Raw genomic sequence first — 22448 nt, forward strand, 5'->3', positions numbered from 1 at the left:
CAATCCTGGAACACAACACCCGCAAGCGCTACCGACTCCACCCGCCAGTGCTACCGGACCGTCCCACGCACGCTACCGAACCCCGCGGCTAAACAAAGTCGAGATTTGCTCGTTTTCTGCACTCAATGGCGAAGGTTAGTCAAGATGCGTCGAGGCGCACCTACCGCTTCGTGCCGCAGGTGGACGTGTCCTCGGGCTCCAAGATCGACTGGTCGCGATCGTCGGACGAAGTCGACGAGCAGTTGTTTGATCTCTATGAATTGACTGCGGACGAGCGTGAACACATTAGATCCTCGATCAAGGAGATGTAACGCGATTCTGCGTTAGTGACGATGGCCGCATCGCCCAGTTTCGGCGCGGACCACTGTCTGCGGATATCCTCGTGCACGTGGACAACTCGACATCGGTTCCGCGACGAGCAGCCATCTACCTCCGGATCTCGCTGGACCGGGACAACAACCGGAGAGGCGTTACGCGGCATCGCGAGGATGCAGAGCAGCTGATCGAACACCGTGGCTGGACCCAGGTCGACGTCTACGAGGACAACGACACGACGGGCTCTGGGCGCAAGAGCCGCCCGGCATTCGAGCGGCTGCTCACGGACATCGATAAGGGCCTTGTCGATGTCGTCGTCGCGCAGGAATGGCCACGACTCGAGCGCAACCGGATAGACGGCGTGCGGATCATCGAGGCGGCGCAGCGCCACCACGTGCTGTTGACCTTCGCCAAGGGGAACGACATCGACTGCTCGACGTCGATGGGTCGACTTGCAGCTGATCTGTTCTCGGCGGTGGCCCGCAATGAGATCGAGGCCAAGGCCGAGCGGCAGTCTCGTGCTCAGCTCCAGCGGGCGCAACAGGGCCGAGCACCCAAGGGCGTCCGCCCTCTGGGTTATGCGACGAACGGCGACCTCATCGAAGACGAGGCCGCTGTCGTCCATGAGATGTTCCGGCTCTTCGCCATCGACGATGGGCCCTCGGTGGCGGCAATCGCCCGTGGCCTTTCCGGGGAGGTCTCCGACGTGGTCCCAAAGACGCTGCCTCACCTGCCGAAGCGCAGCCGCACATTGGCGATCGAGCGCAACGAGCGTCGGAAGGCAGAGGGCCTCCCATTGAGCCCTGTGCCCGCGGACGGGCCGTGGGACTCGTCGACGGTGCTTGGCATCCTTCGCAACCCGCGCTACGCCGGCTACTCGGTATATACCGACCGCACGGATCGGGAGAAGAACAAGCGTCGCACCTGGCACGCGCAGGTCCTCCGGGACGAGAACGGCGACCCGGTGATGGGGCAGTGGACGCCAATCGTCGAGCCTGACGTGTGGTGGCGCGTCCAGGACAGGCTCAACGAACCCCGACGCATCACCAACAAGACCGGATCCACGGCACGCAAGCACATCGGTTCAGGACTCTACCTCTGCGGCATCTGCGAGCAGCCGGTCCGGGCCCACAGCCTGCGCTACCGGTGCGAGGGGCATCTCATGCGCTCTCGGAAGCAGATCGATGACTGGGTGATCCGTGTGATCCGGGAGCGCCTGTCCCGACCGGATCTCGCCGACGCGCTGGTCCTCCCCGACGAACCGCGGCTCGATGCTATTCGCGAGCTGATTGCGAAGCACGAAGCCAAGATCAAGCGCGCACAGGCCGACTACGACGCCGAGATCGTCGAGGGCTTCGACCTCAAGCGCATCCGGGATGCCGAGAACGCGGAGATCGCCCAGCTGGAACAGGAGAAGCGTCAGCTCACGACAACGGAGGATCTCGGGGGAGTGCTCGATGCCGCGGACCCCGTTGCTGCTTTCGACGAGGCCGACCTGATGATCAAGCGGCGCGTCATCGAATTCTTCGCCACCGTACGACTCTACCCGCACCCGCGGGGCAAGAAAACGTTCGACCCCGAGACCGTGCAGATCACGCCGAAGTCGTGATCGCGTCGTGGACCTGGCACGCGAGGATCTTGCCGTGAGGACTCAGGCATATACATGGTTGCCCGACCGCCACCTCGGCGTCGCTGCGACGCTCGCGCACGCTGATGAGCTCATCGCCCAGGTCGCAGAGACCCTCTACGGCTACCAGACGCACCCGGACGGCATCCTTCAGCTTCAGGAAGAAATCGGCGCGACACACAGCCGTACCGTCGTCACCGGAGTCGAGCCGATACCGCGCAAGGTGCCGCTGCTGGTCGCTGACGCAGTGGTGGCGCTACGCAACGCCATCGAGCACACGCTGTTCGCGGAGATTGAGTTCTGCGACGGCGAGCTCGACGAGAAGGCGGCCAAGGTCGTCGAGATGCCCGCTTCGCGCACCTACGACGACTTCCAGAAGTGGGTCAAGAGCCGCGCGAAGAGCGGCCCGCCGTCTCTGCAGCGCGGCAGTGAGGTCCTGCGGCGCATCGAGGGCCTGCAGCCCTTTCATCGGTTGCGGGATCCGGAGAACCACCCGCTGGCACTGCTCGCGCTGCACACGAATCACTCGAAGCACCGAGCACCGGCGATTACCGCCGTCCGGCTCGCCGCCATCGACCGCGAAGACCGCACGCCGCCGTCCCTGGCCGACATCGAGCGTCGCCCTGAGGTGCCTCTGGAGGTCGGTGAGGTCATCGCGGAGACGCCTCTGGGGACGAGGGTCCCCGTCGCGCTGTTCCCGACGATCGGCATCAACCGACCGCGCACGAAGCGATGGCCGGTGCTCATGCGGGAGCTCGATGAGTTGGCCACATGGGTTCGGACGCAGGCGATCCCTCGCTTGGTCACCGGCACCGAGCCGCCCTCCCCGGCGCTGCCGTGCAGGTACGAGATCACCGTCGGCCACGACGACGAGCGCGAGGCGCTGACGTCGGGGGTGACGACCTCCGCGGCTCAGCTCCACAATGATCGCCTCGGCGCAGCGAGCGTGCGCATCGACCTAGTGGAGACGCTGTCCCGGATGGACGACGCTCCGAGCTCCGAGGAGATCGCCGCGTGGCTGCAAAGCCTGTCGGACCAGGAGGTGCTCGCTCGCATGCGGCAATTGACGATACCTCAGACCTATGAGCCCGAGATCGTGCTGAGCAACTACGCCAAGCTGGAAGCGATGCGCGACGACGCCCGTCGGTTCGCCGAGGAGTCGCAGCACTAGCGCTGCGACTGCCCCAGCGCCTCGACCACGGCCTCGTATTCGGCGCACGGGTGCTCGGCCGGCTGATTGTCCTCATCCGTGCACGTCGCGCACTCGCGGTGGACGACGACGCCGGCGTGGACGGAGGCTCCGTCCCCGAGGTCACGGTGCTCGAACCTGTCCGCGACTGAGCACGGGTCGCCGAACGTGGCGGGGCAAAACTCCTCGACGTCCTGCGGTCGGTGGAGGCGGGCGACGATCGTGAGGGCAGCGAGGAGGTGCCCTTCGCCGCCGAGTTCACGCCGCGGCACCCCGGAGCGCAGCAGCTCGTCCCGCACGTCGGCGAGGCGCGCGTCGAGTTCGTCCGTCATGCGTCCGCCTGAGCCTGCTCCGGCCACTCTTCACCGTCGTAGTAGTCGACCTCGACGATGTGCTCGGCGCGGTCGCGCAGCCATTGCGCGACCGCCTTGTCGCCGTCCCAGGCGTCGGCCGCGTGATCGAGAGCCGCGGCGGCCATCCGGGCTGACTGATGGCCGACGATCCTGTCCATCTCGGCCTTGTGGCGATGGCTGATGTGCTGCTGTCCCGTGCGGTGGTTGCGGAATGAAGGTGAGATCCAGTCGTCGGGGAGGCCCTTCCGCCCGCACTCGCAGGTCGGGATGAGATCGCCCTCGATCTCCTTGCGCTGCCGCTCCATGGACTGGTGCACCTCGAAGCCGAGGGGCCGGTCGTTCATCGCGTCCTCGAGGCGCTCGATCTTCTCCTGCTCGTGGGTCGTCAGCTCCTTGGCCGGGATCCATCCCGTGAACTCTTGGCCTTCAATCGTGAATCGTCCTCGTCGTCCTTTACCCATGGACCAATCCTCCAACGAGCACAGCGCGTTGTGAACAACCACGCAGAATAGGTGCTGGTCCCGTGCGAGAACAGCCGCATCGACTCGCCCGGCGATCGCGCTGATTCCGGCGTGCTGTCTTCGTACAGTTGGAGTGATCCGCGCCGCATCCGGCGGTGCCGACGTCTCCGAGAGAGGATTGCATCATGGCCGTGAACGATGAGGGCGCAACGTACTTCCTGATCGAGGTCCGGCGCGAGGCTGGAGAGAACTCTTGGACCGCCGAGGCGGTGGGTTCGCATCATGCGCACCATGACGGTGCGGGTATCGAGCTGTTCTACGGCTCGACGTTCGGATGCGACACGCCGGGGGAGGCGCTAGAACAGCTGGCAGCGGATGACCTGACCGAAGAGGCGATCGCGCAGATCGAGCGGACGGCCTGAGTCTCAGAGACACCTGTCACGCTTCAAGGAGGAAGCTTCCCGGCGAAGCAAAACCCCGGCGACGTCGCTCCGAGGAGTTGGGGGGTCATCCGGGGTGTTCACTTCTTAGTCTGCCACATCAGATCTCAGGCGTCGGCTTGAGTCTCATAGACATCACCTTGATGAGCCATGGCGTCGCCGTTGTACTTCCGGAGGCGTGCCGGTCTCATATCCCTGTCTCGAGAGACGCCGAAACGAGACGCCCCTTATGAGACGATTGAGGGTGCCCCTCACCGAACGTGCAGCCCCCTGACGTTTGCTGGACGAGCGTCTTGTTCGTCAAGCGCCTTGAGACCGTGCGCGCCGTGGCTCGAGCGAGGGCATGCGCCTGTAAGTGTCCGCTTCAATGATGAGGTAGCCCGATGATGCTCCGCCTGCTCCGGATAGAACACTTCCGCGGAATCGAGTCTGCGGAGTGGGCGATCAATCAACGATTGATTGGCCTTGTCGGAGCGGGCGACAGCACTAAGACCACCCTGCTGGACGCCATCGGCCTGGTGCTCAGCCCTAACTACAATCCGCAGTTCACGGACGCTGATTTCTACGGCCTCGATCTGTCGAGGGACATTGTCATCGAGGCCGCGGTGACCGATCTGCCGGACAACCTGGTCAAAGAAAGCCAGCTCGGCAAGGAACGCTCCGGTGTCATGCCCGATGGCACTCTGGTGCACGACCCCGTCGACGAAGCTGAAGAGTGCCTAGTGGTCAGGCTTACCGTGACGCCGGAGCTCGATCCGACCTGGGAAGTCGTGCGGCCGGGCTCTGACGACGCTCGTCCTATCTCCGCAAGCCAGCGTCGGCAGTTGGGCTTTTTTCGCCTCGGAGAGCGCCCCGACTACCACCTTCGCTGGGGGCGCGGATCGGCTCTCTCGGGACTGACTGAAGGCGTTGAAGGTGCTTCGTCCGTCATTCTCGATGCGCACCGAGGGGCGCGCCGAGCCGTATTCGACGCCGACCCGAATGCTCTGCATGATGCTGCGATGGCGGCGCAGAGATCGGCTCGGGATTTCGGCGCGGCGCAGTTTGGACAGTTGCGGCCGGGGCTGGCGCCGGGTTCGGTCACCTCCGCGCACACCCTCATGCTCCATGACGGGGACGTCCCGCTGTCGAGTCTCGGCTTGGGCACACGGCGGCTAACGAGCCTGTCGATCCAGGACCAGGCGATGGCAGACGGCTCGATCATCGCCATCGACGAAGTCGAGCACGGACTTGAGCCGCATCGTCTGGCGCAGGTCCTCTACCACCTCAAGAAGCGCGCGCTCGATGGCCAGCTGCAGGTGATCATGACGACGCATTCGCCCACGGCAGTCAAGACGCTTAACGCCGATGATCTCGTCGTCGTGAGGTCCGACGGGGCGGGTAGGACGGACTGCCAGAATGTGCCCGACGACCTGGATAACGTGCAAGGTACGTTCCGAAGTGCTCCTGACGCTTTACTTGGGCGTCGCGTTCTTGTCGGTGAAGGCGCTACGGAGGTCGGCTTCCTGCGAGGGCTGATTCGGCATTGGGATGCAGAGCGGATCTCCGATGGTCGTCCTCCGGCGGCATCGCTCGGGACCGTGCTGGTCAACGGACAGGGCAGCACACAGCCCTCCCAACGCGCTCAGAACTTTCAGCGACTCGGGTACCCGACCTGCATGCTGGTCGACAACGACGATCGCAGAATCGACAGATCGGTGGAGAGTTCCGAGCAAGCTGGCGTCGAGGTGCACCGCTGGCAAGTTGGGCATGCGCTCGAGGACGAGGTGATCCAGACCCTCTCACTCGAAGGGTTGCAGGCCCTCGTCGACTTGGCTCTGGAGATCAAGGGTGAGCAGGCCATTCTGTCGTCAGTTGTAGCGAAGCTCGGCAATGACAAGCTTTCGGGAACCGACGCATCCGCCTGGCAGGCGCAGGCCTCTGTGGACGAGCCCACGCTGCGCAGTGCAATTGCGGATGCCGCCACCGCCAAGGACAAAGAGTGGTTCAAGCGAGAGGACCGCGGCGAGGAACTCGCTGCTATCGTCATTGCTCACGGGGGAGGCCTGGAGAATACCCACCTGCTACAGGTCATTGGCGAGCTACGCGATTTCGTCTACCCGGCGGCGCTGGAGCCGGTGGATATTCCGGAGCAGTCTGCCAATGGCTGAGGAGCCTCGCATCGAGGAAGCAGTCGAGATTGTGCTCGCCGCGCTGCCGTGCTCCGTGACCCTCCCCGCGGGCGCTGGCAAGACGGAACTGATCGCAGCGGCGGTTGCGGAGGTGGCTCGGCGAGGCGGATCGTGCCTGGTCCTGACGCACACCCATGCTGGCGTTGATGCCCTTCGCCGACGGATGCAGAAGTTCGGGGTCCTCAGCGGCCCGGTGCTAGTCCGCACCCTGGACTCCTGGGCATATGACCTGATCGCCCATTTCCCGGACTTGTCGGGGCTCGTCGTGCCGCCTGCCCCTGACTGGGACATGTCCGATGAATATCACCGAGCAGCCGCATGCGCGGCACGTTCGCGAGCCGTGGGCCGGATGCTCAAGGTCAGCTACACCCATCTGTTTGTCGACGAGTATCAGGACTGCCTGGTCGATCAACATGAACTCGTGCTTGCTCTGGCAACGTCGATCCCCACCGCCGTGTTCGGCGACCCACTGCAGAGCCTGTTCAATTTTGGCGCGAACCAGCCGGTGGATTGGGATTCTGACGTGATCCCCAATTTCCCCGGCACGGAGGTCGCCTACAGGCCGCGCCGCTGGGATCCGAATCACCAGGCGCTGGGCGCGTGGCTTGTGAGCGTCCGGGAACAACTCGTCCACGGCATGCCGATAAATCTCGCATCGGCTCCGGTCAAATGGGTGGAACGACGTCACGCGCGGACGCACGTGCAGACGTGCTATTCAGCCTTGAAGCTCGAAGGCACGGTCGCTGTCCTCGGGCACCAGCGCTGGGACTGTGTCAACGCGGCTGGCACACTGGGCGGCAACTATTCAGTGATGGAGGCCCTCGATGAGAAGATTCCAGTTAAACTAGCCGAGAAGATCGACACCAAGGGCGGCGCGGAGATTGCGCAGGCACTCGTGAAGTTCGCGATCGACTGCAGCAGCGGTCTCGCGAAGCACATTACGTCAACCAAACGAAAGCAGCTCGGTGAAGGCAAGTCCTTCACAACCAGGAGCGCCGAACTGATGCCCGCGTATCAGGCTGTCCTGCAGGTGCGCAGCGATCCTCAGCCCAGGTTCGTGCGGATCGCGCTTGAGCGGCTCGGCGAGCTCCCTCAGGTCACCATTCACTGCCGCGAGGCATGGCGCGAGGTCCTCCGGGCGGTCACGGTGGCTGCGACCGAGGATTGCACGGTCGCTGATGCGCTCCAACGCACACGAAACCATACTCGCGCCGTCGGACGCAGACCGAGTGCACGTGTGGTTTCGCGGCCGCTGCTCGTCAAAGGCTTGGAGTATGACCATGTCATTATTCTGAGTCCTGAGAAGTACAGTGCCCAAGAACTCTACGTTGCTCTAACTCGGGGCTCGAAGTCGGTCGCAGTGATTAGTGACACCGTCGTACTTCCCGCGGCGAAAATGGCCACACGGATGGACATGCCTGCCGGTAATTGAAGCGAATGACTAAGTCGGAAGCGAACTATCGCTCACGTTCGGACATTGTTCATGTTTCAATATGCGTGAGCTTGGGTTTCCCGCCGCATCGTTCGATGTTTAGCCACGTATGCTCAATGACTTGTGCCTGTAGTAGGTTTGAAGCGCCCTGAGTTTGTTGGAGGCTCCTGACCTTGGAAACGAGGATGGAGTTATGCCGAAGGAACTGGCGAATGGGAAGCCGACGACGCGTCGCTACTCGGACGAGGAGAAGGCCGCCGCGGTGCGGATGGTGAGGACGCTGCGGGCCGAGCTCGGGGTCACGCAAGGAACCGTGCAGCGAGTCGCGACGCAGCTCGGGTACGGGGTCGAATCCGTGCGGATGTGGGTGAAGCAGGCCGACATCGACGAGGGTGTCACCTCCGGCGTGAGCTCGGCGGAGGCGCAGCGGGTGAACGAGCTCGAGCAAGAAGTCCGCGAGCTTCGCCGGGCCAACGAGGTGCTGAAGCGGGCTGCGTCTTTCTTCGGGGCGGAGCTCGACCGCCACTACCGGAAGTAGTCGCGTTCATCGACGCGAACAAGGACGACCTCGTCGACGGTCGCCGGCTCGGAGTCGAGCTCATCTGCAGACAGGTGGCTCCGAGCAGCTACTACGCCGCCAAGACCCGCACCCCGTCCGCCCGTGCCCAGCGGGACGAGGAGCTGATCCCGCGGCTCGTCGAGCTGTGGGAGGCGAACTACCGGGTCTACGGGGTCCGCAAGCTCTGGAAGGCGGCCCGGCGGGCGGGGATCGCGATCGGCCGCGACCAGACCGCGAGGTTGATGAAGGTGGCAGGGATCGAGGGCGCGAGGCGCTCGAAACGGGTGAAGACGACCAGGCCGGATCCGGCGTCCGCGCGACACCCGGATCTGGTGCAGCGGGAGTTCACCGCGACGCCATCGAGATGGCCCGCTGGTCCAGAGGTCACCGCCACGCGGACCTGCGGTGTCACAGCGACGCGGGGTCTCAATTCACGTCCATTCGCTTCGGCGAACGCCTCGCGGAGATCGGCGCGACGCCGTCGATCGGGACCGTCGGTGACAGCTATGACAATGCCCTGGCCGAGACGGTGAACGGGTACTACAAGGCCGAACTCGTCCGCGGGCCGGCCCGGTCCGGGCCGTGGAAGACGGTCGAGAATCTCGAGCTCGCCACCCTCGGTTGGGTGCACTGGCACAACACGCAGCGCCTCCACGGCTACCTCGGCGACGTCCCGCCCGCCGAGTTCGAGAACGCGTTCTATGCTGTCCAAGCCGACCGTGAACACCTGGTCGGAATCAAATAGCGCGAGTCTCCATCAGACCCAGGGCGCTTCAGCGATGACGGTCCGGGTGACAGCGGCTCGCTGATGGTGCACGCCCTTGGCGCCGCCGACGGTCACGACGACGGCATCCGCACCGGCGACGGCCGCTGCGACGAGTCCCGGATCGGTCGCACTCCCGATCGCCTTCGACGCTCCGGCCGGCGCCCTGCCGCTGCGCGAGACCACGGTGACCTCATGCCCGGCGGAGAGTGCGAGCTCGGCGAGCTGGGCGCCGGTGCCCTTCGAGCCGCCGACAACAGTGATCCTCATGAAGCCCCCGTTCCTTCGCGGTGGATGCGTGTGCCGTGCATGTGCGGTGCGTTCGGGGATCAATCCTAGTCGGAGCACTCGAGGGCAGATGACCGTCGGGATCGCCGGGACCGAGGCGCCCAGCCGGGTACGAGGCCGCGGTCCGTGTTCGCTGGTACCGGCGTTCCTCCTGGTGAGGACCCGTGTCTGTGGGTCGCGCTAGCGTGGATGGCATGAACCAGGAGCAGGGAGTCCGCACCACCGGCGATGTCGCCGCGGTGCGCGATGCGCTCGCGGTACTGGAGGCGGTGGAGTCCGAGTCCGAGGCGATCGACCGGGTCCGCGTGCTCGAGGAGCTCAAGGCCGCGGCGACCGCCGCGCAGGCTCGCGCCGTGATCGCTCTCGACCGACTGCGGAACGAGTCCGAGGCCGCCCGCGGGGCGGAATCGACCGCCCGGTGCCGCGGCCTGGACGCGGAGATCGGACTCGCTCGGAGGGAGTCCCCGGCCCGAGGCGCCCGCTTCCTCGGCCTCGCCCGATCCCTCGATCGGGACCTGCCACGGACGTTCGCGGCACTGACCGCTGGAGCCGTGTCGGAAGAGAAGGCCCACGTGCTCCACCGCGAGACGTCATGGCTGCGCGGGGAGAAGCGTCGCCAGGTCGATGAGCTCATGTCCGACCGGTTCGAGCAGACCGGAGTGCGCCGGCTCGGGGCAGAAGCCCGCGCCCACGCCCAGCGTCTCGACCAGGATGCCGCGGTGGAGCACCTCGAGCGCACGGTGAAGGAGCGTCGGGTGAGTGTGCGGCCGACCCCCGGTGGGATGGCGTACCTCACTGCGCTCTTGCCGATGCCGCAGGCGGTCGCGGTGTACGCCACCTTGCAGAAGTCCGCGGCCGCTCTCGTCGGCACCGGAGAGGCCGGGGGACGAACAGTGGCGCAGCGGGCGGCCGATCTCCTCGTCGAGCACGTCACCGGGCAGACGACAGCTGAGGCCGTGCCGGTCGAGGTGCATCTCGTCATGACCGACGCCGCGCTTGTCGGAGAAGGGGAGGAGCCGGCGTGGATCCCGGGCCACGGGCCGGTCCCTGCGGGGACCGCCCGCCGCATGCTGCGAGACAGCGAGGCCGGGGTGTTCCTCCGGCGGCTCTTCACCACGCCGGACAGTGGCCGCCTGGTGGGAATGGATTCGCGGCGACGGGAGTTCACCGGGCTGCTGCGGCGGATGGTGATGCTCCGGGACGACGTGTGCCGCAGCCCCTTCTGCGATGCGCCGATCCGACACGTCGATCACGCGCAGCCGCACCGGGACGGCGGGGTCACGGACTTCACGAACGCCTCCGGGCTTTGCGCGGCATGCAACTACGCGAAGGAGAACCCCGGCTGGACCCACGACGCGACACCGGATGTGCTCGCAGTGCGCACCCCGACCGGGCACGAGTACACGGTCGACACTCCGCCGGTGATGATCACCCACGCCGATGTCGTCGCTCCCTTGCAGTCCGCGGTAACGGGAGCCCGTGCGGACCCGTCACGAGCAGGTCCGTCACCTGCAGGTCCGGCCGGGGAGCGCCTCGACGATGATCGCTCTCCGCCCGGCAGGATCCTCAGCATGGCCGAGCACCTGCTGCGGTCCCGGCTCGTCGAGTTCCCTGTTGCGTCGTGATGCCGGTTGCAGGATGCAGCTGTCGTGACGTGCGCGGCGGAGGTCGGTCTGTCCCGGTGTTCGCATGGTTCAGAAGAGCACCCGAGGCTCAGCCGATGTAGTAGAGCGCTCCGAACCCCTCATCCGACCACCGGCGGGTCGTATCGCGCAGGTGGACGAAGTACTTCCGGCAATACTCGCCGTCACCCGCGCGATACTCTTCTCCACGCTCGAATAGATCGTTCTCATCGACGGTGGCGTAGTCGTCGGCGGCTATTCGCACATACGGTGCAGGAACGACGCCGAGGTAAGGGTCCCAGCCGTAGTCGGTTCCGACGAACGAAACGTCGCCGCTCAGCAGGAGCAGACCCGGCCGCGCGAGCGAATGAGCCGCGACGGGACCCCGCAGCTCATCCGGTATCGGCGGGCTCTCCGAGAAGTACCACTGCAGTTGCCTCCACGCCTTATCGAGGTACAGCTCACCGATTCGAGGAGTTCCCGGAGCGGTGTGCTCCCATTCATGTTCGCGGTGGTCCAGCGCGTGAGCGCATTCCAACGGGTTCGCTCGGGCGTACATCAGGTCGAGGTCAGTGCGGAGCGGAAAGGCGCGGTATCTGATTCCCATGAGCACAGTGTGACCGGGTTCGGATCGTCGTGCAGGCGTTTTCCACAGGCTGTGGATTCAACCTCCCGGTTCTTCGCACCGGCCAGATGTGCGTTAGACTCTCACTGCACGCGGGCGTAGCTCAATGGTAGAGCGCCAGCTTCCCAAGCTGGATACGCGGGTTCGATTCCCGTCGCCCGCTCTCTTCATGCCCTGAGGCGCCCGACATCGGCTGCACAGCCGCGGCCGGCGTGCTGATCTCCAGCCGCGGGCTCGTCGTCCTCGCCCAGTGGCATCTGCACACCCGCCGACTACTTATGCTCGTACCATGATCGAACCATCGCAGTATGCGGCGCCGCCGGCACCGCGCTCCTCGAGAACCGGCGGCCCGATCGGTCTCGTCGCTGTCATCCTCGCCGGTCTCGCGTGGGCATTCACGGTGGCGCGGTCAGTGGGACTGTACCTGTTCCCACTGCTGGCACCCGATTTCTCTGGGTCGTTCGAGCTGTACGGTCTGTTCGCGTTCGTGAGCGCGATCGTCATCCTCGTCACCGCTCTCGCCGCACTCGTCTGCGGGACCATCGGTCTGGTACGGGTGCGGCCCCGTCGCTCGCTGACCGTCATCGCCACGACGATCGCCGCACTCATCGTGTTCGACACCGTGTTCTTCGGCGTCCTCGGTTTGTCGACCGGTTTCCTTGCAGGGAGGTTCTGAGATGACTGACGCGACTCCGGAGTTCCGGCCCGCAGATCCGCATCCGCGCGCGTACTCGGGCCCTGCGTCGCACCATCCGCCGCTCGCTGTTCGGCGGTTCCCTGGGCATCAGCGCTGTGGTCCTCGCGGCGCTGGCGTGGCTCGTCGAGATCGGGTACAGCGCGGTGCTCCAGCTGCTCCCGGTGGTCATCGACGGGCCGATCGATTTCAACACCTACGTCCTCTTCGGTCGGACAGGGGTGATCGTCAGTGTGATCATCTCGTTGGTCGCCCTCGTCCTCGGGATCGTCCACCTTGCCCGCGTCCGACCTCGCAGGCCGCTCGTCGTGGTCGCGACAGCGGTCGCCGCCTACACGTTCGTGAGTGTTGTGGTGAATGGCGCCCTCACCATGATCGCCGGCACGCTCAACGGCGGCCCATGGAGCTTCTGACACCGCGGCGCTTCTGACACTGTTCGGATGAACCCCGAGCGCCGGGACTCGCCGAAACGCTGTTCAGAGCACCGGCGGGTCGTCCTCGGCGCCCGCCGGCGGGGTCGCGCGAGCAAGTGCATCCCAGTCCGCTTCGAGCAGCTCGGGCAGCCCGTCGACCACGAGGATCGCTCCGGCCGCCTCGAGCTCGGCCGGTCCGAAGCCCCCGGTGCGCACTGCGATGCACGGGGCACCCATCCGCGCGGCGGCGACGATGTCGTAGGGGGCGTCGCCGACGACGATCGCGCTCGTCCCGCCCGCCTGCTCGAGCGCGGCCCGGAGGATGTCCGGCGCCGGCTTGGAGGAGTCCGCGTCCCCGGATGAGGTCGCGGCGGCGATATCGTGCTCGCCGAGCCCCACCTTCTCCAGTGCCAGGGAGGTGTGCTCGGGACTGCCCGAGGACCCGAGCGCCACGATGAAGCGCTCGCCGAGGAACTGCACGAGTTCGCGCGCACCGGGCAACGGGCCCACATCCTCGGCGATCTCCTCGTACTTCTCCCCGTGCGCCGTGCGCAGCACGTCGCCGAGCCGCTCCTCGACCTCGGCCCCGGCAACGGCAGTGATGAGCCGGTCGCCGCCCATGCCGATCGCCCGGTGGATGCGCCACATCGGGAGGTCGATGCCGTAGTCGCCGAAGGCGCGGTGCCAGGCGATCGCGTGGTGGTACGTCGAATCGATGAGGGTGCCGTCGACGTCGAGGAGGACGGTGTCGTGTGTCATCGCGCGCTCCCTCAGCGGACCGTGAAACCGGCGTCAGGGGCCGACTCGTCGCTCGGCTCCACGTGCACGCCGGCCACCTCGGCCGCGGGCGGTCCGGTGCGGCACCAGTCGATCATCGCGTCGACCGCGGCTCCGGGACCTACGAACAGCGCCTCCACGGTCCCGGTTTCGGTGTTGCGCACCCAGCCGGCCACCCCTCGGGACTCCGCTGCGCGGCGGCACGATTCCCGGTACGACACGCCCTGCACCTCACCGGTGACCACGACCCGCGCCGCTCGGTTCTCCGCCTGGTCCGGGGTCTGCTCAGCGTTCGTCATGACCTCCACCCTAACGAGCGGATCCCCACCCGGGGAGGGGGCTCGGGCTGCCCACGTCGACCCGGCCGCCCCGTTAGACTGCACGCGTGACGGACTCAGACAGCATCGACCTCTTCACCCGGACCGTCGGCGACGGGGAGCGCCGCGTCGTGTTCCTCCACGGGCTGTTCGGCCGCGGCAAGAACTTCACCCGGATCGCCAAGGGCCTCGAGCCGGAGTGCACGAGCCTCCTCGTCGACCTCCCGAACCACGGCCGCTCGGACTGGACGGAGGAGTTCGACTACCGCGCCATGGCCGACCACGTCGCCGCGACGCTGCGTGCGGACTTCGCCGCGGCCGGCCCCGTCGACGTCATCGGCCATTCGATGGGCGGCAAGGTCGCCATGGTGCTCGCGCTGCGCCACCCCGAGCTCGTCGACCGGCTCGTCGTCGAGGACATCTCCCCGGTCGGGACCGAGGCCGCGAAATCCGGTGATGCAGTGTCCGATGACGCAGTGTCCGATGACGCAGTGTCCGATGACGCAGGTGACGCCGGGTCGGGCGGGTCCGAGTTCGACCATCTGCTCAGCAGTCTCCGCGCTCTCGACCTCGGCTCCGTGGCCGACCGTGCGGCTGCGGACGAGGCGCTCAGCGAGTCGATCCCCAACCGCACGGTCCGCGGTTTCCTCCTCCAGAACCTCCGCAGCGGCGACGACGGATTGTTCTGGGAGCCGAACCTCGAACTCCTCCACGAGTCGCTGGCGGTGATCGGTGGTTTCCCCGAACTCGGCGATGCCCGGTTCGATCACCCGGTGCTGTGGGTCGGCGGCGCGAAGTCGGACTACATCCGCCCCGAATACGGGGAGGCGATGCGCGCCCTGTTCCCGCGGACCACGCGGATGATGATCAAGGACGCCGGGCACTGGCTCCACTCGGAGAAGCCCGAGGAGTTCATCGCCGTGCTGCGCGGATTCCTCCTCGACGACAGGGACTGACCCCGGCCACCCCTGGTCGCCCCGGTCACCGCGTCCGGGCGAACTGCTCGTGCGCCCGGGTGAAGAGCTCCTGGAGCACCCGGCCGTGACCGTGGATGCCGTGGCGCAGGACGAACGAGCGCGGCCCGGAGATCGAGCGGTCGGCCGCGGAGAGGATGCGGGCCAGCTTGCCGCTGCCCGCGGTGTGCGCCGCGAACGCCTCCGGGGTGAGGACGATCGTCACGAGGTGGGTCGGCGGCATCGGCCACTTGTGGGCCGCGATGAAGGTCGCACCGATCCGCTCCACGTCGTCCCACGGCAGGAACGCGCGGACCTTCCGGCTGCTGCCGCGTCCGACGACCTCGGCGTAGCCGTCCCGGTTGAGCACGAGGGTGGGACGGTTGACCATGACGATGATGACGGCCGGGATCCCCAGGAAGCCGAAGAAGAACAGCCCGACGAACATGATCAGCGTCATCGGGTTGAACGCGACCCACCACGGCTCCTCCCCGCTGCCGACAGCGACCGCGGTGGTGAACAGCAGTATGCAGATGAGCAGGGTGAACACGACCGCCCCGATGAGCAAAAGCACGAGGCGCCCCGTGCGCGGCGGGATCTCGACGGAGCCCGTGTGCCACAGCCGGCCCCACAGCTCGTCGACCCGGCGGAGCTGTGCCGGCCTGAGTCGCTCACGATCCCTGCTCATGACTCAGGCTCCCTGGGGTCGATGCCCCTGCATGGCAGCGCGGAGGGCAGGGGATGCCATGATCATGAGGGTCTCCTCCTCCGGGGAGCGGTCCGCACGCTGCGGACCCGTCGGATCCGACGGCAGTCCCCGGCCCCGGCGCGGGCAATGCCGACCGGCCGCCACGGCGCGCGGAGCGCCCCGCGTAGCCTGGGCGCATGGGTTTCAGCCGTGCCGAGCTCGAGCGCTTCCGCGATGCCACCGTCCCCGACCTCCTGCCGGAGCCGCTGCGGCTGCTGTTCGTCGGGATCAACCCGAGCCTGTGGACGGCGGCGACCGGCGCCCACTTCGCCCGGCCCGGCAACCGGTTCCATCCCGCGCTGCACCGCGCCGGCATCACCGACACCCTCATCGACGCCGCGGACGGGTACACGGAATCCGACCGGGCGCAGCTCACCGGGCGGGGGATCGGGATCACCAATATCTGCCCGCGCGCTACCGCCCGCGCCGACGAGCTCACCCGGGAGGAACTGCGCGCCGGGGCCCGCCGGCTCGACCGGCTCGTGGTCGAGCACGCCCCGCGGGTCGTCGCGGTGCTCGGGATCACCGCGTACCGCACCGCGTTCGAGGCGCCCCGCGCCGTCACCGGCCGGCAGGAATCGCCGTGGCCGGGCGCCGCGCTGTTCGTCGCCCCGAATCCGAGCGGGCTCAATGCGCATGCGAGTCTCGACGACCTCGCCGAGGCCTATCGGGAGATCGCGACGGCCGCCGGGGTCGGCGGAAACTGACACGGTTCTGGCTGGTTCCGGCGCTCAGGGCCGGTCGGAGAACTGCTGGTGGGCGCGGGCGAACACCTCGAGCATGGTGCCCCGGTGCGGGCGTGTGCGCCTACGCGGATGCCGGTGCGGTCGTGCGGGATGCTCCTGTGGAGGTCAGTCATTGACCTGCTCGTTGATCTCCACGGAGTGCACCCCGGTGATGTCGTGGAGGATCTCGAACACCCCGCGGTCCACCCCGCTCTGCCGCGGCGTGAAGCGGAGGTCGGCCTCGATGAGCTTCCCGCTCTCGCCCCGGACCCGGCGGGTGTGATTGAGCGAGGACTCGTAGCCCTGCCGGGAGGTCTCGCTGAGGATGTCGCGCAGCACCCCGCGACCGTCCTCGTACTGGACGGTGAAGTGCTCGGCGAGCTCGGGGCGCTTGATCCGTTCGACGAGCGCATTCACCACCGTCACGGTGAACAGGTAGAACACCACGGCGAGCGCCCCGATGATCGGCATCCCTGCGCCGCACGCCATGCCGACCGAGGCGCTTACCCAGATCGAGGCGGCGGTGGTGAGACCGGACACGACGTTCTGCTTGACGAAGATCACCCCGGCACCGAGGAAGCCGATGCCGGTGACGATCTGCGCGGCGATGCGGCCCGGGTCGCGGACGGAATCGCCGTCGACCATGCCCGCGAAGCCGTACGCGGAGACGAGGGTGAACAGGGCCGCGCCGAGGCCGACGAGGATGTGGGTGCGGGCACCCGCGCTCTTGTGGCGGACCTCGCGCTCGATCCCGATGATCGCGGAGAGGACGAAGGCGCAGCCGAGCAGCACCGCCTGGGTCGCGAGGTCGTCCGGGATCACATCGAAGTCCATACCTGCCTCCTGTGGGGACATCCTATGTCCGGGAGCGCCTGGCCTTGCGGAATCCGCGCCGGGGTGGAAGATGGAACACTATGACAGCGAAGAAGCGATCAGAGACCGAGCAGGGGACCGCCCGCCGCCTGATCGAGGAGTTCGGCACGACGTTCTGCGACGAGGCGGGCATCACCCTGCGCGACACTCCGGCACCGCTGTGGCAACTGCTCGTCCTCAGCCTGCTGCTGTCGGCCCGGATCCGGTCGGAGATCGCCGTCGCCACCGCTGGAGAGCTCTTCGACGCCGGTTGGCGCACGCCGGAGCATTTGCGTGAGAGCACCTGGCAGGAGCGGGTCGATGCGCTCGGCCGGGGCGGCTACCGGCGCTACGACGAGAGCACTGCGACGCGCCTCGACGACGCCGCGGCGCTGCTCCTCGACCGGTGGACGGGTGACCTGCGGCGCCTGCGCGAAGAGGCGGAGGGGGACCCCGGCAGGATCGCGGACGGATTGCAGGAGTTCGATGGGATCGGACCTGCCGGGGCGAACATCTTCCTGCGCGAGGTGCAGGCGGTGTGGCCCTCGCTCCGGCCCCTGGCCGACGACCTCGTCCTGCAGGGCGCCGAGGCGGCCGGGCTGCCGACGGACCCCGAAGCTCTGGCCGAGCTGGTGAGCGGCGACGACTTCGCAGGACTCGCCGCCGCCTTGGTCAGGATCGCCCGCGACCCGGGGCTGCTCGACGAAGAATGACCCCGCCGGCTCACTTCGCCTCGGCGTAGGACTCGACCGAGGACACGGTGAGGGGGAACTCGACGGGAGCATTGCCGAACAGCAGCCGTCCGGCCTCCGCGGCCGCCTCGGCGAGGAGGGTCCGGACCTCCCCGGCCTCCTCCGCCGGGCCGTGGAGCACGACCTCGTCGTGGACGAAGAACACCAGCCGCGTGCGCAGCCCCGCGCCGTCCGCGCCTCCCGCATGCAGCCGCCGGCGCACGGCACCCATCCAGCACAGAGCCCACTCCGCCGCCGTGCCCTGGATGACGAAGTTCCGGGTGAACCGCCCGTGGGAGCGGGTCATCGACCGCGCCCGGGACTCGGCCTCCGCAGTCGACACATCGGCGACCTGCGCCTGCCAGTCCGCGCTCGGGGCCGGCGAGGTGCGGCCGAGCCACGTCGCGACGCGACCACCGCGCTCCCCGATCCGGGCAGCGGATTCCACGAACTCGAGGGCCGCCGGGAACAGCCGGCGCAGGTGCGGCACGAGCGCCCCGGAGTCCCCGGTCGTCGACCCGTACATCGCGCCGAGCAGCGCGATCTTCGCCCGCGAGCGCTCGCTCACCGCCGACCCGGCCCGCCGGCCGAGCTCTGCGACGCCCAGATACATGTCGCCGTCGCGGCCCGCCTGCGCGAGCGCCCGGTCCCCGGACATCGCGGCGAGGATGCGCGGCTCGACCTGGGAGGCGTCGGCCACGGTGAGCAGCCACCCCGGGTCGGCCCGCACCGCCCCGCGCACCGTCGCCGGCACCTGCATCGCCCCGCCGCCGTGAGCGGCCCAGCGGCCGGTCACCACCCCGCCGACCGCGTAGGACGGATGGAAGCGGCCGGCGCGCACCCATTCGTCGAGCCAGTGCCAGCCGTTCGCGGTCCACAGCCGCTGGAGCGTCTTGTACTCGAGGAGCTCGGCGATGAGCGCTCGCCGTTCCTCGACCCGCTCGCCGCCCTCCTCCGCCCACGCCATGAGGTCCCACTTGCTCGTCGTCCGCACCGGGATCCCGGCGGTGTGGAGCGCCTTGAGCAGCGAGGGCTGGCTGTCCGGGTTGACCCCGGCGACCTGGAGGGTGGCGGCGATCCGGTCGGCGAGCTCCTGCATCCGGGCCGGCCGGGCGCCGTCGGCCGGGCGCGGCCCGAGCGCGTCGGCGAGCAGCGCCTCGTGGAGGTCACGGCGCCACGGCAGGCCGGCGGCGTTCATCTCGACCGCGATCATCCCGCCCTGCGACTCCCCGGCCAGGAGGAGCGTGAGCCGCTGCGGGTACCGGCTCCCGGTGACGGCGCGCAGCTGTGCGGCGAGCTCCGCTGCGAGCTGATCGGCCGTGGGCTCGCCTGAGCGCTCGCCGGCCGCGGGGGAGTCGAACAGGGATCCCTGGGCGGGATCGACGCGCGGCAGCACCCGCTCCTCGGCGGGCTCCGGCGGGGTCGGATCGAGCTCGACGACTGGCGCGTACTCCACCCCGGTGTCGGGGAAGCCGGCCGCCTGGCTGAGGATCCGCTGGCACAGGCTCAGGTCCCAGCAGCGGGCCGGTTCGAATCCGGCGGCGAGGAGCGGCGGGTAGACCCGGGCGGTCTGCGACCACACCCAGCGGATCGCCTCGGGCCGGGGCGATTCCGCCGCGAGCGAGCGCACGAGGCCCGGCAGCTCGGACAGCGGGGCGTCGCGGGCGCCGACGGTCCGGCCGTCCTCGACGAGCAGGGCCCGCCAGGGGGACGGGCCCGGGTCCGCGGGCCCGGCTGCTCCGGGACCGGGATCTGCGGGGCCGAGGACGATGTGCATCTCCCCATTATCGCGCCGTGCGTTCGACAGAAGTTCGGATGCGGGGGCCCGGTGATTGTGACAGGCTCGAGGTGGCGCGTCTCACACCCGAGCGCGACCGCACGCACCCGCCGAATCACGGAGGATCCATGACCACCACCGACATGACCGGACACACGATCGTCGTCACCGGAGCCGGATCGGGGATCGGCCGCGCCACGACGCAGCTCCTCGCCTCCCGCGGCGCGCACGTCGTCGTCGCCGACATCGCCGAGTCCGCGCACGAGACCGTCGAGCTCGTCACCGGAGCCGGGGGCGAGGCGACCGCCGTCGTCGCAGACATCTCCGACGAGCAGGCCGCCGCCGATCTCATCGCACTCGCCGCCGAGCGCGGCGACCGCCTGGGCCTGGTCAACAACGCCGGCATCATGGACGCCTTCGCCGGGGCCGCCCACGTCGACACCGCGCAGTGGGACCGGATCCTCCGGGTCAACCTCACCGCTCCGATGTACCTCATCCGCGCTGCGATCCCGGTCATGCTCGAGCGCGGCGGCGGCGCGATCGTCAACGTCGGCAGCTCGGCCTCCCTGCGCGGGGGCGCCGCCGGTGCCGCCTACACCTCCTCCAAGCACGGGCTCATCGGCCTCACCCTCAACACCGCCTACACCTACGGCAAGCAGAGCATCCGCTGCAACGCGGCCTGCCCGGGCGGAGTGGAGACGAACATCATGTCCGGCACCGACATGTCCGCGATGAACCCCGAGCACGGGCTCGCTGCGATCACCCCGGTCCACCAGAGCGCGATCCGCAACGCCAAGCCCGAGGAGCTCGCCCAGGTCATCGCCTTCCTCGCCTCGGACGCCGCCTCCGACGTCAACGGCGCCGTGATCCCGGTCGACGCCGGCTGGTCCGCCGGCTGAGCGGCACCCCGATCACCGCGCACCCCGCACCGGCCGGGCCCCACCGGCACACCGCACCCGCACCCGGGGAATCCGCGGCGTTCCACTTCACCTCGACGTGGACGGCCCCGGTGCCGCCTCCGCGGGTGTGGGAGGAGCTCATCGCGGTCGAGCACTGGCCCCGGTGGTGGCCGGGGATCCGCAGCGCGCGGGTCATCGCCGACCCCGGTGAGGGCGCGCCCGGGCGGCGGGTGGCCCTCACCATCGGCAGCCCGCTCGGACACCGCATGCGCTTCGCCCTCGAGCTCACCGAGACCCGCCCGCCGGAGCGCGCCCTCGTCCGCGCCGCCGGCGACCTCCGCGGCACCGGGCGGCTCACCGCGGCCGAGGCGGGGGCCGGCAGCGCACTCACCATCACCTGGTGCGTGGTGAGCCGCCGCCGGCTCGTGCGCGCACTGCGACCGCTCGCACCCTGGGCGCACGGCCGGGTCATGGCCGCCGGGGAGCGGGGACTGCGGGAGCGGCTGGCCTCCGGCTGAGCATCCGCCGAGTCCTCGGGGCCGTTCCATCGACAAGGTGCCTTGTTCCTGGAAGAGTGGGGGCACACGACGATGGGAAGGAACCCGCCATGAATGACAGCACCCGCACCTCCGAGGCCGAGCTCCGCGAGAAGGTTCGCGAGCTCATGAACGACACCCGCATCGCGATGCTCACCTCGGTCGACACCGACGGCACGCTCGTATCCCGGCCGATGGGCACCCAGGAGGTCGTCGAAGACGGCGACGTCTGGTTCATCACCACCGCGGACTCCGACATCGTCGACGAGCTCGCCGTCGATTCCCAGGTCAACGTCGCCTACTCCGGCAAGTCGAGCTGGGTCTCCGTGTCCGGCACCGCGACGGTGGTCCGCGACGTCGCGAAGCAGAAGGAGCTGTGGAGCACCTTCACCTCCGCCTGGTTCGACGGCGGCGCCGACGACCCGGCCGTGCGCCTCATCCGCGTCACCCCGCACACCGCGCAGTACTGGGACTCGCCCGGCGGCGTGCGCACCATGCTCTCGATGCTCACCTCGGCGGCGACGAAGGGCACCCCGAAGACCGGGGAATCGCGCACCGTCGACATGTGAGCGAACGGCGCCGCCGGCCGCTGCTGCTCAGCGCTTCTTCTGCGCCTTCGCGGCGGCCTTGCGGGCCTGTTTCGTCGCACGCACCTCGGCGAGCGTGTGCTCGTCGACGACGTCGGCGATCGACAGCCGGGCCTCCGGGGCTCCGTACTCGCCGGCGGCGGCCTCCCAGCCGGCGGCTCGCAGGTCGAACTGCTTGCCGAGCAGCGCGAGGAAGATCTTCGCCTTCTGCTCCCCGAACCCCGGCAGCGCCCTGAGACGGCGGAGCACCTCGGAGCCGTCCGGGTCACCCGCGGTCCAGAGCGCCGCGGCGTCGCCGTCGTAATCACTGCAGATCGCGGCGGCGAGCTTCTGCACCCGCTCGGCCATGGACTTGGGGAACCGGTGCACCGCCGGCTTCTCCCGGAACGCCGCGAGGAACGCCTCGGGGTCCATGTCCGCGACGAGGGCGGGGGAGTAGCCGCCCAGGCGCTCGGCGAGCTTCGCGGGGCCGGCGAACGCGGACTCCATCGTCACCTGCTGGTCGAGCAGCATGCCGGTGAGCAGGGCGAAGGGGTTCTCCGCGAGCAGGGCGTCGGCGCGGGCATCCGTGGACAGGTAGAGATCGCTCATGCC

The 22448-nt window shown here is 68.3% G+C and carries 24 protein-coding genes, 1 tRNA gene and 1 pseudogene; 16 read left to right on the forward strand and 10 right to left on the reverse strand.

Going from position 1 to position 22448, the window contains the following annotated elements; translation table 11 throughout:
- Positions 1 to 388 precede the first annotated feature (388 nt).
- Together AB0I45_RS08415 and AB0I45_RS08420 are read left to right on the forward strand one after the other, a co-directional pair.
- Positions 389 to 1924: a recombinase family protein gene (locus AB0I45_RS08415; RefSeq protein WP_295688608.1), complete on the forward strand. Its 1536-nt coding sequence runs from the start codon at positions 389 to 391 to the stop codon at positions 1922 to 1924.
- Between the two features lie 34 nt (positions 1925 to 1958).
- Positions 1959 to 3113: a hypothetical protein gene (locus tag AB0I45_RS08420; protein ID WP_345032620.1), complete on the forward strand. Its 1155-nt coding sequence runs from the start codon at positions 1959 to 1961 to the stop codon at positions 3111 to 3113.
- Here the strand turns inward: AB0I45_RS08420 and AB0I45_RS08425 are convergent.
- Both AB0I45_RS08425 and AB0I45_RS08430 read right to left on the reverse strand, forming a co-directional pair.
- Positions 3110 to 3463 (reverse strand): hypothetical protein, encoded by a 354-nt coding sequence (locus tag AB0I45_RS08425; protein WP_295688605.1) that lies wholly within the window; start codon positions 3461 to 3463, stop codon positions 3110 to 3112. The genes AB0I45_RS08420 and AB0I45_RS08425 overlap by 4 nt on opposite strands.
- Positions 3460 to 3987, reverse strand: a complete 528-nt coding sequence (locus tag AB0I45_RS08430) for a hypothetical protein (RefSeq protein ID WP_295688604.1) — start codon at positions 3985 to 3987, stop codon at positions 3460 to 3462. The genes AB0I45_RS08425 and AB0I45_RS08430 overlap by 4 nt, the downstream gene beginning before the upstream one ends.
- 143 nt (positions 3988 to 4130) lie before the next feature.
- Here AB0I45_RS08430 and AB0I45_RS08435 point away from each other — a divergent pair, with 143 nt between their 5' ends.
- The 4 genes and pseudogenes from AB0I45_RS08435 to AB0I45_RS08450 all read left to right on the forward strand — a co-directional run bounded on the left by AB0I45_RS08435 (position 4131) and on the right by AB0I45_RS08450 (position 9292).
- On the forward strand, positions 4131 to 4367 hold the full coding sequence (locus AB0I45_RS08435; RefSeq protein WP_295688603.1) for a hypothetical protein: 237 nt from the start codon (positions 4131 to 4133) through the stop codon (positions 4365 to 4367).
- A gap of 401 nt (positions 4368 to 4768) precedes the next feature.
- The gene (locus AB0I45_RS08440) at positions 4769 to 6535 is read left to right on the forward strand and encodes an ATP-binding protein (RefSeq protein WP_295688601.1); all 1767 of its coding nucleotides are present in this window, start codon (positions 4769 to 4771) and stop codon (positions 6533 to 6535) included.
- The gene (locus tag AB0I45_RS08445; RefSeq protein WP_295688599.1) at positions 6528 to 7988 is read left to right on the forward strand and encodes a UvrD-helicase domain-containing protein; all 1461 of its coding nucleotides are present in this window, start codon (positions 6528 to 6530) and stop codon (positions 7986 to 7988) included. The genes AB0I45_RS08440 and AB0I45_RS08445 overlap by 8 nt, the downstream gene beginning before the upstream one ends.
- 193 nt (positions 7989 to 8181) lie before the next feature.
- Positions 8182 to 9292, forward strand: a pseudogene (locus AB0I45_RS08450) (IS3 family transposase).
- A 12-nt stretch (positions 9293 to 9304) separates the two neighbouring features.
- Here AB0I45_RS08450 and AB0I45_RS08455 read toward each other — a convergent pair.
- On the reverse strand, positions 9305 to 9580 hold the full coding sequence (locus AB0I45_RS08455; protein ID WP_295688597.1) for an NAD(P)H-binding protein: 276 nt from the start codon (positions 9578 to 9580) through the stop codon (positions 9305 to 9307).
- A gap of 212 nt (positions 9581 to 9792) precedes the next feature.
- Between AB0I45_RS08455 and AB0I45_RS08460 the strand changes: the two genes are divergently transcribed.
- The gene (locus AB0I45_RS08460) at positions 9793 to 11223 is read left to right on the forward strand and encodes a DUF222 domain-containing protein (RefSeq protein WP_295688595.1); all 1431 of its coding nucleotides are present in this window, start codon (positions 9793 to 9795) and stop codon (positions 11221 to 11223) included.
- 88 nt (positions 11224 to 11311) lie between these two features.
- On the opposite strand, the gene AB0I45_RS08465 is transcribed toward AB0I45_RS08460, so the two are convergent.
- Positions 11312 to 11827: a hypothetical protein gene (locus AB0I45_RS08465; RefSeq protein WP_345031538.1), complete on the reverse strand. Its 516-nt coding sequence runs from the start codon at positions 11825 to 11827 to the stop codon at positions 11312 to 11314.
- A gap of 110 nt (positions 11828 to 11937) precedes the next feature.
- Here AB0I45_RS08465 and AB0I45_RS08470 point away from each other — a divergent pair.
- The 3 genes from AB0I45_RS08470 (at position 11938) to AB0I45_RS08480 (ending at position 12952) form a co-directional block, all read left to right on the forward strand.
- A tRNA-Gly gene (locus tag AB0I45_RS08470) sits at positions 11938 to 12008 on the forward strand.
- Between the two features lie 126 nt (positions 12009 to 12134).
- The gene (locus AB0I45_RS08475; protein ID WP_295688591.1) at positions 12135 to 12521 is read left to right on the forward strand and encodes a hypothetical protein; all 387 of its coding nucleotides are present in this window, start codon (positions 12135 to 12137) and stop codon (positions 12519 to 12521) included.
- Positions 12522 to 12637: 116 nt separating this feature from the next.
- Positions 12638 to 12952 (forward strand): hypothetical protein, encoded by a 315-nt coding sequence (locus AB0I45_RS08480; RefSeq protein ID WP_295688589.1) that lies wholly within the window; start codon positions 12638 to 12640, stop codon positions 12950 to 12952.
- A gap of 63 nt (positions 12953 to 13015) precedes the next feature.
- Here the strand turns inward: AB0I45_RS08480 and AB0I45_RS08485 are convergent, their stop codons facing one another.
- Together AB0I45_RS08485 and AB0I45_RS08490 are read right to left on the reverse strand one after the other, a co-directional pair.
- Entirely contained in the window at positions 13016 to 13711 is a 696-nt protein-coding gene (locus AB0I45_RS08485) for an HAD family hydrolase (protein WP_295688588.1), read from the reverse strand.
- Between the two features lie 11 nt (positions 13712 to 13722).
- Positions 13723 to 14028 carry an acylphosphatase gene (locus AB0I45_RS08490; protein WP_247425176.1) on the reverse strand — a complete coding sequence of 102 codons (306 nt, stop codon included), beginning with the start codon at positions 14026 to 14028 and terminating at the stop codon, positions 13723 to 13725.
- Positions 14029 to 14114: 86 nt separating this feature from the next.
- On the opposite strand from AB0I45_RS08490, the gene AB0I45_RS08495 reads away from it, so the two are divergent.
- On the forward strand, positions 14115 to 15002 hold the full coding sequence (locus tag AB0I45_RS08495) for an alpha/beta fold hydrolase (RefSeq protein ID WP_295688584.1): 888 nt from the start codon (positions 14115 to 14117) through the stop codon (positions 15000 to 15002).
- 25 nt (positions 15003 to 15027) lie between these two features.
- Here AB0I45_RS08495 and AB0I45_RS08500 read toward each other — a convergent pair whose 3' ends face one another.
- Positions 15028 to 15687 carry a hypothetical protein gene (locus AB0I45_RS08500; RefSeq protein ID WP_247425181.1) on the reverse strand — a complete coding sequence of 220 codons (660 nt, stop codon included), beginning with the start codon at positions 15685 to 15687 and terminating at the stop codon, positions 15028 to 15030.
- 197 nt (positions 15688 to 15884) lie between these two features.
- Here AB0I45_RS08500 and AB0I45_RS08505 point away from each other — a divergent pair, with 197 nt between their 5' ends.
- Entirely contained in the window at positions 15885 to 16454 is a 570-nt protein-coding gene (locus AB0I45_RS08505) for a mismatch-specific DNA-glycosylase (RefSeq protein ID WP_295688582.1), read from the forward strand.
- Between the two features lie 144 nt (positions 16455 to 16598).
- Here the strand turns inward: AB0I45_RS08505 and AB0I45_RS08510 are convergent, their stop codons facing one another.
- The gene (locus tag AB0I45_RS08510) at positions 16599 to 17306 is read right to left on the reverse strand and encodes an MgtC/SapB family protein (RefSeq protein ID WP_295688580.1); all 708 of its coding nucleotides are present in this window, start codon (positions 17304 to 17306) and stop codon (positions 16599 to 16601) included.
- Positions 17307 to 17386: 80 nt separating this feature from the next.
- Here AB0I45_RS08510 and AB0I45_RS08515 point away from each other — a divergent pair, with 80 nt between their 5' ends.
- Complete coding sequence (locus tag AB0I45_RS08515) at positions 17387 to 18037, forward strand: endonuclease (RefSeq protein WP_295688578.1); 651 nt, start codon at positions 17387 to 17389, stop codon at positions 18035 to 18037.
- 10 nt (positions 18038 to 18047) lie between these two features.
- On the opposite strand, the gene AB0I45_RS08520 is transcribed toward AB0I45_RS08515, so the two are convergent.
- Positions 18048 to 19832: a bifunctional 3'-5' exonuclease/DNA polymerase gene (locus AB0I45_RS08520; protein ID WP_295688577.1), complete on the reverse strand. Its 1785-nt coding sequence runs from the start codon at positions 19830 to 19832 to the stop codon at positions 18048 to 18050.
- A gap of 128 nt (positions 19833 to 19960) precedes the next feature.
- On the opposite strand from AB0I45_RS08520, the gene AB0I45_RS08525 reads away from it, so the two are divergent.
- The 3 genes from AB0I45_RS08525 to AB0I45_RS08535 all read left to right on the forward strand — a co-directional run bounded on the left by AB0I45_RS08525 (position 19961) and on the right by AB0I45_RS08535 (position 21836).
- Positions 19961 to 20731 (forward strand): SDR family oxidoreductase, encoded by a 771-nt coding sequence (locus AB0I45_RS08525; RefSeq protein WP_295688575.1) that lies wholly within the window; start codon positions 19961 to 19963, stop codon positions 20729 to 20731.
- A gap of 11 nt (positions 20732 to 20742) precedes the next feature.
- Positions 20743 to 21249: an SRPBCC family protein gene (locus tag AB0I45_RS08530; protein ID WP_345031659.1), complete on the forward strand. Its 507-nt coding sequence runs from the start codon at positions 20743 to 20745 to the stop codon at positions 21247 to 21249.
- Positions 21250 to 21338: 89 nt separating this feature from the next.
- Positions 21339 to 21836, forward strand: coding sequence for a pyridoxamine 5'-phosphate oxidase family protein (locus AB0I45_RS08535; protein ID WP_295688573.1), 498 nt, complete (start codon positions 21339 to 21341; stop codon positions 21834 to 21836).
- 27 nt (positions 21837 to 21863) lie between these two features.
- Here AB0I45_RS08535 and AB0I45_RS08540 read toward each other — a convergent pair whose 3' ends face one another.
- On the reverse strand, positions 21864 to 22445 hold the full coding sequence (locus tag AB0I45_RS08540; protein ID WP_295688572.1) for an HhH-GPD-type base excision DNA repair protein: 582 nt from the start codon (positions 22443 to 22445) through the stop codon (positions 21864 to 21866).
- Positions 22446 to 22448: the final 3 nt, after the last annotated feature.

The sequence above is a fragment of the Brevibacterium sp. NPDC049920 genome (genome assembly GCF_040656435.1).
Taxonomy (GTDB): domain Bacteria; phylum Actinomycetota; class Actinomycetes; order Actinomycetales; family Brevibacteriaceae; genus Brevibacterium; species Brevibacterium pityocampae.